This window comes from Thalassolituus sp. ST750PaO-4, assembly GCF_020320405.1.
GTDB lineage: Bacteria > Pseudomonadota > Gammaproteobacteria > Pseudomonadales > Oceanobacteraceae > Venatoribacter > Venatoribacter alkanivorans.
In genome coordinates this window covers 76,153-89,103 of record NZ_JABVCB010000005.1, presented here as the reverse complement: position 1 = coordinate 89,103, position 12,951 = coordinate 76,153, and the positions used below count along the sequence as shown (strand labels likewise).

At 52.5% G+C, this 12,951-nt stretch carries 9 protein-coding genes, 1 tRNA gene, 1 pseudogene and 1 CRISPR repeat array; of the genes and pseudogenes, 6 read left to right on the top strand and 5 right to left on the bottom strand.

Annotation, left to right across the window (positions count from 1 at the left end):
• The first annotated feature begins 154 nt into the window (after positions 1-154).
• The 5 genes from HUF18_RS02800 (at position 155) to HUF18_RS02780 (ending at position 6,819) form a co-directional block, all read left to right on the top strand.
• Positions 155-1,846, top strand: a complete 1,692-nt coding sequence (locus tag HUF18_RS02800; RefSeq protein WP_225691057.1) for an extracellular catalytic domain type 1 short-chain-length polyhydroxyalkanoate depolymerase — start codon at positions 155-157, stop codon at positions 1,844-1,846.
• 180 nt (positions 1,847-2,026) lie between these two features.
• Positions 2,027-3,619, top strand: coding sequence for an acyl CoA:acetate/3-ketoacid CoA transferase (locus HUF18_RS02795; protein WP_225691056.1), 1,593 nt, complete (start codon positions 2,027-2,029; stop codon positions 3,617-3,619).
• 23 nt (positions 3,620-3,642) lie between these two features.
• Entirely contained in the window at positions 3,643-4,425 is a 783-nt protein-coding gene (locus tag HUF18_RS02790) for an SDR family oxidoreductase (protein WP_225691055.1), read from the top strand.
• Between the two features lie 80 nt (positions 4,426-4,505).
• On the top strand, positions 4,506-6,593 hold the full coding sequence (locus HUF18_RS02785; RefSeq protein WP_225691054.1) for a D-(-)-3-hydroxybutyrate oligomer hydrolase: 2,088 nt from the start codon (positions 4,506-4,508) through the stop codon (positions 6,591-6,593).
• Positions 6,594-6,742: 149 nt separating this feature from the next.
• Positions 6,743-6,819: transfer RNA gene (locus tag HUF18_RS02780), tRNA-Arg, on the top strand.
• A 369-nt stretch (positions 6,820-7,188) separates the two neighbouring features.
• A CRISPR array of direct repeats spans positions 7,189-7,685; the repeat unit is 32 nt; unit sequence GTTTCGATCCGCGCGCCCGTGAAGGACGCGAC.
• A gap of 1 nt (position 7,686) precedes the next feature.
• Here HUF18_RS02780 and HUF18_RS02775 read toward each other — a convergent pair.
• From HUF18_RS02775 to HUF18_RS02765, 3 genes and pseudogenes are all read right to left on the bottom strand, one after another.
• Complete coding sequence (locus HUF18_RS02775) at positions 7,687-8,658, bottom strand: HipA domain-containing protein (protein WP_225691488.1); 972 nt, start codon at positions 8,656-8,658, stop codon at positions 7,687-7,689.
• 30 nt (positions 8,659-8,688) lie between these two features.
• A pseudogene (locus HUF18_RS02770) lies at positions 8,689-8,964 on the bottom strand (HipA N-terminal domain-containing protein); the annotation flags it as partial.
• 20 nt (positions 8,965-8,984) lie between these two features.
• Positions 8,985-9,260, bottom strand: a complete 276-nt coding sequence (locus tag HUF18_RS02765; RefSeq protein ID WP_225691053.1) for a helix-turn-helix domain-containing protein — start codon at positions 9,258-9,260, stop codon at positions 8,985-8,987.
• 475 nt (positions 9,261-9,735) lie between these two features.
• Between HUF18_RS02765 and HUF18_RS02760 the strand changes: the two genes are divergently transcribed.
• Positions 9,736-10,995, top strand: a complete 1,260-nt coding sequence (locus HUF18_RS02760) for a leucine-rich repeat domain-containing protein (RefSeq protein ID WP_225691052.1) — start codon at positions 9,736-9,738, stop codon at positions 10,993-10,995.
• 53 nt (positions 10,996-11,048) lie between these two features.
• On the opposite strand, the gene HUF18_RS02755 is transcribed toward HUF18_RS02760, so the two are convergent.
• Positions 11,049-11,921, bottom strand: a complete 873-nt coding sequence (locus tag HUF18_RS02755; protein ID WP_225691051.1) for a metal-dependent hydrolase — start codon at positions 11,919-11,921, stop codon at positions 11,049-11,051.
• Between the two features lie 41 nt (positions 11,922-11,962).
• Complete coding sequence (locus tag HUF18_RS02750; protein WP_225691050.1) at positions 11,963-12,808, bottom strand: SDR family NAD(P)-dependent oxidoreductase; 846 nt, start codon at positions 12,806-12,808, stop codon at positions 11,963-11,965.
• Positions 12,809-12,951 lie beyond the last annotated feature (143 nt).

Here is a 12,951-nt window from a genome sequence, read left to right as displayed (position 1 = left end):
CGCCAGGGGCTTTTTTTACTGTGTTGTTCGCCGGATATGACCGGAGGAGAACCTACCAAAGTAAGATGTGCCTGCTGCCATCGCTTCCTAGTATGAAGTTACACCAAAGCTTTCTTTGTGTGCGCACCAATAAATATAACGATGGAGCAGAATCATGATTAAAAAAATAACCTGGTTTTATACCGCCGCCCTGTTACTGGGAGGCAGTATGCTGGCTGAAGCCGGAACCAGAACCGATTATACCTTTTCCGCTGAAAGCTACAGTGGTTCCAAAAATCGTCAGTACAGTGTGTATCAGCCGGATGGCCTGAGCAGTGCTGCGCCGATGGTAATGGCATTGCATGGCTGCAAACAGAATCAGAATGATGTACTGAACGACTGGGGGCTGACGGCAGCTGCCGACCGTTATGGTTTTATTCTGGTTACTCCTTTTATTACCCGTTACGACGGCCTGCGTAATGAAAACTGCTGGGGTTTCTGGTTCGATAACGAACGCCATCAGGGTGGTGGTGAAGTAGAAGATTTAAAACGTATTGCAGAAAGTGTTGAAGCTGATTACAGCATTGATCCGCAGCGCCGTTTTATTACCGGTCTTTCTTCCGGTGGTGCCATGACCGTTGTTGCAGCAACGGCACATAATGAATACTGGACTGCCGCAGCAACGGTTGCCGGTCTGCCTTATGGTGAAGATTCTGCTTCGGTATCGCTCAGCGGCCAGTGTCCGGGTTATGCCACTTTTCACTCGGTTGCACGGGTTGCTGAGGATATGCGCAACGAAATAGACAGTAACCGGGTTATTCCTCTGATGGTGCTGCAAAATGAAAATGACTGCACCGTACTGGCACAGGCCGGACGTAATATCCGCGATGCCCACCTGCAGGTATTTGGTGCCAGCGGTTTTACTAATCCGACGGCAGCCTTGGCAGATAGCCAGGACTGTTCGCCGTACTACCAGAATAATTATGGTTGCATACACAATACCTACACGCTGGATGGCAGCAGCGGCAGTGCATCGGTAGTTGAAACGGTTTTTCTGAATGGCCCGGCGGCTACGCCCAACACTCAGGATACCGATCATGGCCATTACTGGGTTGGTGGTGAAGACGGCAATAACGGTAAGTGGTCGGTACGGGTCGGCCCCAGCTATCCGGATATTATCTGGGATTTCTTTGACCGCCAGACAGGTAATGGCGGTGGCACTACAGGTAAGCCGGTATGTGTTATTTATGGCGATAATCCACAACAACTGAATCTGGGAGCCGTATTCAGTGATGCCGGTGCCAGCTGCAGTGATGCCAGTGGTACATTAACGGTTACTGCCACCTGTAATGTAAATACCGCCGCTGTTGGCGAATACCACTGCGATTACAGTGCAGAAAACAACGCGGGCAGTAAATCGGTACGCCGCATTATTACAGTGATTGACCCTGATGCACCTCTGGAAACCTGCAGCGAAATAAGCGCCAGTCCGGCTGCGCATATCAGTGCCGGACGTGCGGTTGCAGGCGGCAGTTTCAGTCTGCGCGCTGTCAGTAATGGTGACCAGCAGGATATTGGTTACGCTTACGACAGCTGGGGCAGTGTTACCCTGACCGAAGGTGAAGCGGGGCTTTGGTATGCACAAAAACCGGCAGCCTGTAATGGTACGTCTGACCCCGATCCGCAGCCCGATAACTGCGATGACTGGTACAGCACCAACCTTGCACACCAGCAGGCCGGGCGTGCGTATTACAGCATGGGGTATTACAGCACTGGCGGGAATGATTCTCTGGGAGCGGTATCCGGTGTGTACACCTGGGTTAAATCAGGCAGCACAGGTGTGTATCAGGCTGGCCGTTGTAATTAATTTTTCATAATAAAAAAGGCCGGGCAGTAATATGTCCGGCTTTTTTATGATTTTATTTTTCATTTATTTTCGCTGGTCGTACCAAAGTACGATATTTATCAGTATTGCCGGAAACTAGAATTCAGTGATGTTGCAGAGCGTTATTTTTCTGCCATTTTTCAGTTTTCCGGAGTCTTTATTGTGTCCTATCAGGATTTTCCGAAACTTATCAGTGCCACTGAAGCGGCTGCTCTTGTGCAGGATGGCGATACGCTGGCGACCTCCGGTTTTGTGGGTATTGGTTTTCCGGAGAAACTTGCCATCGCTCTGGAAAAACGTTTTCTGCAGGAGCAATCCCCTCAGTGGCTGACGCTGGTCTATGCCGCAGGACAGGGGGATGGTAAAGAAAAAGGGCTGAACCATTTTGCCCACGAAGGATTGGTCCGGCGGGTTATTGGTGGTCACTGGGGTCTGGTTCCGGCGCTGGGAAAACTGGCGGTGGAAGGAAAAATAGAGGCTTACAATTTACCGCAGGGCATTATTTCGCATTTATACCGTGATATCGCTGCCGGAAAACCTGGCCTGCTGAGCCGGGTTGGTCTGCATACCTTTGTCGATCCGCGTCATGATGGCGGACGTATTAATGCCAATAGTCCGGAATCTCTGGTGCAGCTGCACTGCATCGGTGAAGAAGAATTTCTGTTTTATAAAAGCTTTCCTATCACCGTTGCATTTTTACGCGGCACTACTGCCGATGCGCGCGGCAATATCACCATGGAAAAAGAAGCGCTGCCACTGGAAAGTCTGGCGCTGGCACAGGCCGTACGTAACAGCGGTGGCAAAGTGATTGTGCAGGTTGAGCGCCTGACATCGCAGCACCGGCTGCATCCGTCGCAGGTGGTTATTCCCGGTATTCTGGTCGATCACATTGTGCTCGCCAGTGGTGATCAGCATTTTCAGACCTTTGCTGAATTTTATAATCCGGCCTACAGCGGTGACGTGCGTGTGTCGGATCATCTGCCCAGCGATGAACTCAGTATCCGCAAAATTATTGCCCGTCGCGCGGCACTGGAATTACGTGATCAGGCAGTGGTGAATCTGGGCATTGGGATGCCGGAAAGTGTGGTGCGGGTAGCCAGCGAAGAAAAGGTTTTAAACCAGCTGACACTCACCATTGAGCCCGGTGGTATCGGTGGTCTGCCCGCCGGCGGTTTAAGTTTTGGTGCTGTCGCTAATGCTGAGGCGGTGGTTGATCAGCCGGCGCAGTTTGATTTTTACGATGGCGGAGGTCTGGATCAGGCGTTTCTTGGTCTGGCCGAAGCCGATGCCTGCGGCAACGTGAATGTCAGTCGTTTTGGTTCACGCCTGGCGGGTGCCGGTGGCTTTATTAATATCAGCCAGAACACCCGCGAAGTGTTTTTCCTCGGCAGTTTTTTTGCCGGCGGTGTGCAACCGCAGATTCATCATGGCGAGGTTGATTGCCAGCGCAGTGAAGGGCTGGGCAAGTTTGTCAGCCAGGTGCAACACCTGACCTTTAACGGTGCTTATGCACTGAGCCGGAATCAGCGTGTGCTGTATATCACCGAGCGCTGTGTATTCCGCCTGCAGCGTGCAACCGATGGTACAGCGCGGCTGGAATTATGTGAGCTGGCACCGGGCGTTGATCTTGAGCGCGATGTACTGCGCTTTCTGCCATTTACCCCATTAATTGCTGATGACCTGCGACCGATGCCGGCAGCGATTTTCCGTTCGCAGCCTATGCGTCTGCAGCTGCGGCCAGCAGTACGCAGTTAATTATTACCGATAAAGGAGAGCTCATGAATATTGCCAATGCAGTGGTTGCTATTACCGGCGGCGCCCAGGGACTCGGTCTGGCGATGGCCTGCCGTCTTGTTGCCCGCGGTGCCCGTGTCGCATTGCTGGACGTAAATGCCGACAAGCTTAACGAAGCGCTTACCCATTGTGCGGCAGCCGCGCAGGAGCATGGTTACAGCACGGATTGTTGTGCGGCGTATCCGTGCAATGTGGCGGACGAACAACAGGTGGAAAATACCTTTGCCGCTATCGTGCGCGAATTTGGTCAGCTGGATGCACTGGTGAACAACGCCGGCGTATTGCGCGATGGTCTGCTGCTGAAAGTACGTGATGGCGAAGTAACGGAACGCCTTAGTCTCAGCCAGTGGCAGACGGTTATTGACGTTAATCTGACCGCGCCTTTTCTCTGCACCCGTGCGGCGGCCACACAGATGGTTGGCCAGAAGCGGGGCGGCTGCATCGTTAATATCTGCAGTATTTCCATGGCCGGCAATATGGGGCAATCGAATTACTCGGCGGCCAAGGCCGGACTGGCGTCGATGACGGTGGTATGGGCGAAAGAACTGGCCCGTTACAACGTGCGTGTCTGCGCTATTGCACCGGGTTTTATTGCTACGGATATGACCGCGCATATGAAACCGGAAGCGCTGGAAAAAATGACCCGTCAGATTCCGCTGCAGCGTATGGGCGAGGCTGATGATATTGCCCACACGCTGCAATACCTGCTGGAAAATGAATATATCAGTGGCCGCATTGTCGAGGTTGATGGCGGTTTGCGCCTCTGATTTCGCCGTACCGTTTATACCCGGCGGAGGTGCTGTCCCGGCGGGTATCCGGAAAACAATAAACACAACGGAGATTGCCTATGTTTGCCCGATACCCCATTCACCTGCTGACCCTCACCGGTGCTGTTCTGCTGGCCTCCTGTGGCGGCGATGACAATAACACCCCATTTAATATCCGCCCGGATTTTATTCAGGGCACACTGACGGCGGTAGAATACGATGGCGTCAGTGATGATTTGCTGACCGCTGGCCTTGGCGTCAGTGGTTTACAGGGTGCTGCACCGGCCTATGCCGACGCGCAACATCCGACGGCCGCAGAGCTGCGCCGTAAAGCCATTTACAGCAATTACCGCGCGCTGCTTGATACCACCACCGAAGGCGGCTTCGGGCGATTGTACGGCCCTAATATTTACCGGGGAGAAGTGCAGGCTCACGGCGGAAAAATCGCCGGTAAAGAATACGTTTTCCTCACCGACAGTGGCGACGGTGTGCAGCGTAACGTGACCGTTGCCGTGCAGATTCCTGCCAGCTTTGATCCGCATAATGCCTGTCTGGTGGTGGGCGCTTCATCCGGTTCGCGCGGGGTATACGGAGCCATCGGTACCTCGGCCGAATGGGGTCTGAATAACGGCTGCGCGGTAGCGCTGACCGATAAAGGCACCGGTAACGGCGCGCACGATCTGGACTCCGATACCGTGATACTGGCCGACGGTACTCTGGCCAGCGCAACGGCAGCTGGTACGGCCTCGCACTTTACCGCCAGCGATGCCGGTCTGGATGATTTCAGTGCCACTTATCCTGCCCGTGTGGCTTATAAACACGCGCACTCTGGTGCCAACCCGGAAAAAGACTGGGGATTGTTTGTGCTGCAGGCAGCTCAGGCCGCGATGTATGTGCTGAATCTGCCGGAGAATTTCGGCCGTGAAAATGACGCCGGTAAAAACCTGCAGGTGTTGCGCCGTAACAACACGCTGGTGATTGCCGCCAGTGTATCCAACGGTGGTGGCGCCTCGCTGCGTGCCGCTGAACTCGACAGCAGCGGCCTGATTGACGCTGTGGTGGTATCGGAACCTAATGTACAGCCAGCTCAGTCGCTGGCCGCCGGTTACAGTGTGCAGCAGGGCAGTTATCAGTGGAATCAGCTTGGCCGCAGCCTGTACGACTACACCAGCCTGCTCAGTGTGCTGCAGCCCTGCGCCAGTGTGGGTGCCGATGCTGCCGCCGTGGGCAGTGGCAGCGCTGCCCGTTGCCATGCGCTGCAGAGCGCCGGTCTGATCAGCGGTGCCGACGATGCCGAACTGGCAGCCGATGCACAGCAGCAGCTGCGCGATTACGGCCTGGTGCCGGAACAGGATTTTACCCAGCACGCCAACAGCACCATTAAAGTGCCGCAATCCATTGCCGTTACCTATGCCAATGCTTATGGCCGCTTTGGTGTAAGCGATAATCTGTGTGACTTCTCAATGGCATTTGGACCCCTGGCGCCGACTTCCGCCACCACCACCCAGCTGGCCGACCTGTTTGCCTCAGGCAACGGTATTCCACCAACCGGCGGTATCGTGCTGATCGACAATAAAACCGGCAGCGAAGACCGCGCCGCAAGTGCCGACCAGAACCTCGCCGGACACCTGTGCCTGCGCGATCTGGCTTCAGGAGCTAACGCTGCTGATCAAACCAAAGCCCAGCGTGTAGCGGCCGGTATCGCCGAAGTAAGCGCTGACCCGCGTAAGCTGAACGTACCGACGGTCATTGTGCATGGGCGTGCCGATGCCATTATTCCGCTGAATCATTCATCGCGGCCGTACTTCGCCATTAACCAGAGTCAGGGCAGCAAAGCCAATGCTGATCTGCGCTATGTGGAAGTGCTCAATGCCCACCACCTCGATCTGCTGAATGGCCTGTTTCCGGGTTACAAAACCCGCTACGTCGGCCTGCATTATTACTTTGGCCAGGCACTCGACCAGATGTATGCCCACCTGCGTAATGGCAGCCCGTTGCCCGGTAATCAGGTGGTTGCCACCACACCACGGGCCGATGCTGCCGACCTGCTGACCACAGCCAACCTGCCAGCCATGCAGGCTGCAGACAACGTAAGCAGCGACTGCCGTATTCAGCTGGATGGCAAGACCCTCACCATCCCGGCCGGCTGCGGTAACCCGGTGCTGTAATGAAGGCGCTGTAATGACCGCGGCAGAGCGCTGACAACTGCCGCTCTGCCGCTTGTTTTGCCGCGCCAGCTCCACCTATGGAGCCGCCCGAAAAAAACGTATACAATGCGGGCACTTACGACCTGAGCCTCAAGTTGCTCATACGTAAACCGCCCGTAGCTCAGCTGGATAGAGCGCTGCCCTCCGGAGGCAGAGGTCAGAGGTTCGAATCCTCTCGGGCGGGCCACTTCCTAAGCCGTTCTGGCAATAGTAATTACTAACAAAATCCCTCTTGTGTCCAAAATGTGGCACATTTTGTGCCCACGTTAAAAATCCAGTTTTCTAATTGCTGTTAATTTTGATAGCTGTCTTGATTTGGCCACATTTTAAAGTTTCATTTGGTATCGTAGTTCAGATAATCGTTGTCAGAGCAATATGCAAGCAGTGTATCTGGAGATTGTCTCAGGAGACCGCTGTTCATAAATGGTGTTGATGTTATCGACATCTGGGATAGCCACCACGCCTCAGCTAAGTTAACTGCCGATGCTTAGGTCTTAGATCTTTGTGGCAGCAAAGACGCCATCTAAATACCCGCGAAGAACGCGACATCATTCCCGTTTCGATCTGTGCGCCCGTGAGTGACGCGACCCCATGATCGCGCCTTTGTTGTCGCGGGTGCAATGTTTCGATCCGCACGCCTGTGAAGGACGCGACGCGTGTGGTATTCGTGTTCGAGCCAGTCGTTGCAGTTTCGATCCGCGCGCCCGTGAAGGACGCGACTGTACGTAGCCCCACTCTCTGATGCATCATTCTCTGTTTCGATCCGCGCGCCCGTGAAGGACGCGACGCGAGTTTACTTTAACGGCGAGCTGGCTTTTATTGGTTTCGATCCGCGCGCCCGTGAAGGACGCGACCGGATAGGTGAGGACGGTATGACTAAGCGCAAAAAGTTTCGATCCGCGCGCCCGTGAAGGACGCGACTCTTGCTGCTTTGTGCCAGTCGCCAGCACAGTCTGTTTCGATCCGCGCGCCCGTGAAGGACGCGACGATTCGTTGCCTCATCTGTATTTGTAACACGTTGGTTTCGATCCGCGCGCCTGTGAAGGACGCGACCTTACACCTCACGAATAAAATCAGCACGCTCCTGCAGTCCGTTAAAGATGGAGTCCGCGATTACTTCCGGAAAATCATGTGGCAAAAGCATCTCAACCCTGCTGATAACAGCTGTAGTACTCTCCGCCAACTCTATTAATAACTGCTGTGCTCTCTGTACCGAAAAACCCACCGCTTTGGCGGTGCTCATAAAATGGCGCGGTTCGATACGTTGCCAATGGTAATGCCGGCTTTTTCCTTTCACCGACATGGCCATTTTGGCCTTGGCAGCAGGCAGCGAATTTGCCCGCATCAGCGGATAGGCAGAGAGCACATCGTAAATCGGCGTCATGCGGAAAGTGGATTCCGGTTCAATGAAGAGGCTGAAGTTTTTGGCGTGGCCATCAATAGCCGCCAGCATCCAGAACAATATCTGCAATTTAAAGAAGGTCTCACGGTCATGAATTGCCTGTTGGGAGCCGCGTAACAACTCCATACCTTCTTTTATTCCTGGGCCGCCATGATTCTCGTATTTCAGCGCGGGCGATACGCCAAGCGCCTGACAAAAATCCTCCTGCGGCAATCTCATCAGCCAACTGCCATCCTTTGACCAACGGCGATCAAAGCGCTCAGTAATCAACACGTTCTGATCTTCAAAACTGGCGAGCTGAGCCTTCGCCACATCAATGCCATACGCTTTTAATATTTCCAGGCACAGCCACTCATTATGATTGCTCTGCCGCAGATCGATATTACGTGGTTCCAGAAAACCAATGGGCAATTTCAGGATATGGCTGGTCGGCGTACTGCCAATGGGCAATTGCCATTTCTGGTTATGCCATAGCAGTGCAGTTTTTTCCTGAGCACCGGCTAACGAGATGCGAAAGTCTGTATCTATTTCCATGCCGAGTGGTGCGCGCTGATAACTGCGCAGCATCGCAGCAATCTGCTCTTCGGAAAGTGGAGCTGACGTTAGTTGCTGCACATCCGGCATAGTTTCGTACTCAGGGTACAGTTGAATTGCACCGATACAGTCGCGACCGACGGCTGCTAACAGGTTAAATGGGTGATTGGATGATGCTGAGAATCGTGCCTGCATTCTGGCACGGATGGCATCAGAATCCGGCAGCAGGTTGTCGAAGAAATTAAATACCCGCTCACCCGCAAAAATCTCTCGTTTTAATGGCAGCGATAGGGATATCGCCCGCGCACCTGGCCGCTCAGACCAGCTATCCAGATAGCGGAAAGACATGGCCCCGGAGGTATCCATAGAGAGCCTGCCCACCTCTATTCCATTCATAGCAACCGTTAAATCCGCCATTACCACTCCTGATCCCAAGCCTGATCCGAGGCCTGACCATTAGCGGAGCTGCTGGCAGGCGCTTGCCTTCTGGGCTCCAGAACCAATTCCAGATTAAGTGCCGACAGCAACTTAAACAGGGTCTCGACCCGTGCATGTTCCGGCGAGGTTTCAAAAGCAGACACTGTGCTCTGCTTGGTGCCCGCCAACTCGCCTATGGCCTGCTGTGTTTGGTTCTGCTGTTTACGGGCTTGCTGGAGCGCGTCTGCCAATCCACGTGGAGATGTGATCTTCATCAGAAATATCCTCTATAAGGGATAGAACTTACAATATCCCCCATGGAGGATAAAGGCAAGTTTATCCCCTTAGGGGGATTTCATAATCGGGAACATAAAATTGATGAAAACAGGTAGAAAGTACATCGGCCAAAGTGAGGGTAGTGGTCAAAAAACCTAAAACGTGATGCCAACTTTTGTGACCAAAAATTTTGTAAAGATGTATAAAATTGAAAAGAATATTGGAAAGAATTGAGAATAAAACCTTTTAAAATCAATTGGATGCGATTTAATGACTCTTAAGGCTGTGCCCTCCGGAGGCAGAGGTAAGAGGTTCGACTCGAAGTGAGCTTGCGAACGGAGAGAACGGAGAAGCTTGCGACGACGGTCATCCTCCAGACATTCCCCATAACTGACATTTTTGTTGATTAGTCTGCGATGCCTGTATGGAAATCCCATATACTGCGTGAAATATGCCTCCGGTAATGGATTTCAAATGAGTCATTTGTACGACCAGTTTTCTGACAATATTTTCTATGCCAATACACTTTCTGGCGCAGACCCGGACGACGTCAAAGCGTTGTATGTTGCTTATTATGCTGAGTGCGTCGACCTCAGTGCTTATACCGGGCTGAATTATTTATCGTATGCTTTTTCTGTAATTGATTGTGCTGGTCTGGCACTACAGCAGGAGCTTCGGCACTTTAGCTGCAGCAATTCATCACTGAGTAAAAAGCAGGGGCTTATCAGCTTGTTGCAAGCCAACCGCTCGCTGGCAGAACTGACGATCAACCAGCTGTCTCTGCCTCCAGAAGACGCAGCGCTGATATCCGGTTTTGCCGAGCTGCGCTATCTGACGGTCAGTGATACGGCAATGACAGCTGTTCCTGGCTGCTGGTCATTGCTGTCGCAGCTGCAGGAGCTGACTCTGGAAGCACAACCACTCACGCAGTTGCCGGATGAGCTGGAAAGTCTTGCAGCCCTTACCGCGCTGTCGTTGAAACAGTGCCGGTTCCGCGAGGTGCCCGGTGTTATTGGTCAGCTGAGTACGCTGAAAACGCTGGATCTCAGTGATAATCCGATCCGTGAGTTGCCTGAAAGTATGGCCAGGCTGACTGCTCTTGAGGAAATCGATCTGTCGGGGTGTCAGTTGGCCAGTTTGCCGGAGTGGCTGACCGATCTGCCGGCATTAAAAAAGGTGAATGTCAGAAACAATCCATTCACCGATCTTCCGCCAGCGCTTAAAAAATTAAAGTCGAAGCTTAAAATCGATCTTAAAGATAAAGCCTTATACGACAGCAGTGCGCGGGAAAAACTGATGCAAAAGTCCGGGCTGGTATCCGTATTTGCTGATTTGGGTTTCAAACTGATGGTGATTCAGAAATTGATGTATGAAGACAAAACCCTGAGGCCGGCTTTTGATGTCTGGGAATTTGTCAAAAAGCCGGAAAACGCTCATATGGATCCTGATAGTGAACAAGCCTGTCAGGTGATGCCGGAGGTCAGAGATTATTTCCAGAAGCTCGGTATTCCCCAGCATTTGTTAGCCGATATCACTGAGCTTTGTGCAGATGGTGGTGATGAAATTTATAGCCAGTTGGCCCCGCTCTGGAGTGGCAGTGAAGACTATTTTGATATGCACTCTGCGCAGGATATTCGTCACCTGCCGAAGCTTAAAGTGATTGAGTCTCCCTTTTTAACAACTTCATTTTGTGATGAAGCGGATACCTTTGATGTTGAAGTGATTGCGCTTTAAATTCAGCCCCGGAGCAAATCTCCGGGGCTTCAGACTCCATTCCTGAGTTCTCCTCAATACGCCGCCGCCAGCAACGCATCACAGGCCTGATGCGGGTTACCGGTTGAGTCGTATACCCGAACCCACTCACCGTAGTTGTGAATTACCGGAATATCTTCCGGGTGGAAGCTCGGCTTAAAGTACATTAAAAGCTTTGGCAGCATGGATGACAGGATACCTTTGCGGCCATACATCCAGTTCAGGTTTTTAATAAACATCATGCGGCGCTGGAACCAGTTATAGCCATCGGTTTTCAGCAGTACATCGGCGTAGTCAAACATCACTTTGGTGGTGTGGCGGGTGGCGATTACCATTGCCGTACAGCGTTTGATATAACCAACTTTAGCGACGGTTTTCATTACGTTGAAGGCCACCGAGCGATGCTCCATTTCTTCAATCGCATGCCAGGCCAGCAGGGCGCGCATTTTCGGATGAATGTCGGCGGTTACTTCTTTGCGTGAGAAAAAGGTTTCTGCCAGCAGTGCGGTAAAGTGTTCGTAGGCTGCAGTCAGCGCCAGATTAAATTCGTCGGAATACTTTTTCTGATCTCTTTTAATGTATTCCTTAAGCTCATTCAGAATAGTTTCCATCGGCATGCCCTGTGCCGCCAGCAGATCATTGAATTTGGTATGGGCAATACCGTGCTGCGCTTCCTGCATGGTGAATTCTTTTACATCGTGCTGCAGTTTCGGGTCGGTAATGCGGTCGCGGAAGGCGCGTACGCTGGAAATAAAATAGCGCTCACCATCGGGAAAGCTGAGCTGCAGTGCATCCATTACGCGGGTTCTGAACGGGTCGTTGCCATTCCAGTATTTCGGGAAGTCGGCGTCCAGACCGAAATCGATATCTTTGCGCGCTTCAATGCTTGGCTGAAATTTTGTATTCATAATGTCTCCCTGTTTAACAGATGCCATTGGTTATTTTTCTGTCAGCTTCGTGATGAGGATGTGGAGTATTGTTCGAGCACCGCGTAGTGCTCCGGGTCGCGCATATCGCCCATTTCGCGGTGCAATATGCGGTTGCGCAGTTTCAGTGGCAGCAAAGTAAGGAAACGCAGCAACGACGACTGATAACCAAAAATCATGCGTTGCTTACCGCTTTTGATGCCTTTAATTACTTCGCGTACGGCAAACAGCGGATCGGTTTTCAGATATTTTTCTTCGAATTCGGCGCCGTTTTTCGAATGTTTGGCGATATTGGTTTTAATACCACCAGGATGCACCAGATGTACTGAAATGGGTGTGTCGGCGAGCTCAACCATGAGAGATTCGGTAAAACCGCGTACGGCAAATTTAGACGCGCAATAATCGCTGGTGCCGGGCGTTCCTAACAGGCCAAACACGCTGGACACATTCACCACTGCACCCTCCTGATTGGTCAGCAACTGTGGCAAAAAAGCTTTGGTGATATACACCACGGCAAAGAAGTTCACCTGCATGGTGGTGTGATACTGGCCATTATCCTGCACCCAGACCGGTGCGCCGCCACCGCCGATACCGGCGTTGTTAATAATGATGTGGGCATTACCCAGCTCGCGTTTTACCTTACCCGCAAAGTCCGTTACGCTCTCTTCGGCAGCAATATCCAGCACTTCACTCAGGCTGTTTTTACGGGTGATGGCCTTCACCATGTTGTGGGTTTCAGCCAGCTGTTCTGCGTTGACATCGGTGATGGCAACCAGTGCGCCGAGGCGGGCAAACTCCAGTGCGTATTCCCGTCCCATGCCGGATGCGGCGCCGGTAATCACAACCACTTTGTCGGTAAAATTTTTCACGGATTGGCCTCTTATTATTGTTTGCCATTACACGTCTGCGCGCGTCTGCTGGTCTGTACTACAGCACCTGCAGGCATCAGAACGCCGGGCAGATGGCTGCCAGTCTGATCTGGCTATTCGCTGAGTCTGGTCATCTTATGAAC

What these genes read in the sequence shown, in the direction of transcription:
- HUF18_RS02800 (WP_225691057.1), top strand. Translation starts at nt 155, where the DNA reads ATGATTAAAAAAATAACCTGGTTTTATACCGCCGCCCTGTTACTGGGA.
- HUF18_RS02790 (WP_225691055.1), top strand. Translation starts at nt 3,643, where the DNA reads ATGAATATTGCCAATGCAGTGGTTGCTATTACCGGCGGCGCCCAGGGA.
- HUF18_RS02785 (WP_225691054.1), top strand. Translation starts at nt 4,506, where the DNA reads ATGTTTGCCCGATACCCCATTCACCTGCTGACCCTCACCGGTGCTGTT.
- HUF18_RS02775 (WP_225691488.1), bottom strand. Translation starts at nt 8,658, where the DNA reads ATGCCGGATGTGCAGCAACTAACGTCAGCTCCACTTTCCGAAGAGCAG.
- HUF18_RS02765 (WP_225691053.1), bottom strand. Translation starts at nt 9,260, where the DNA reads ATGAAGATCACATCTCCACGTGGATTGGCAGACGCGCTCCAGCAAGCC.
- HUF18_RS02760 (WP_225691052.1), top strand. Translation starts at nt 9,736, where the DNA reads ATGAGTCATTTGTACGACCAGTTTTCTGACAATATTTTCTATGCCAAT.
- HUF18_RS02755 (WP_225691051.1), bottom strand. Translation starts at nt 11,921, where the DNA reads ATGAATACAAAATTTCAGCCAAGCATTGAAGCGCGCAAAGATATCGAT.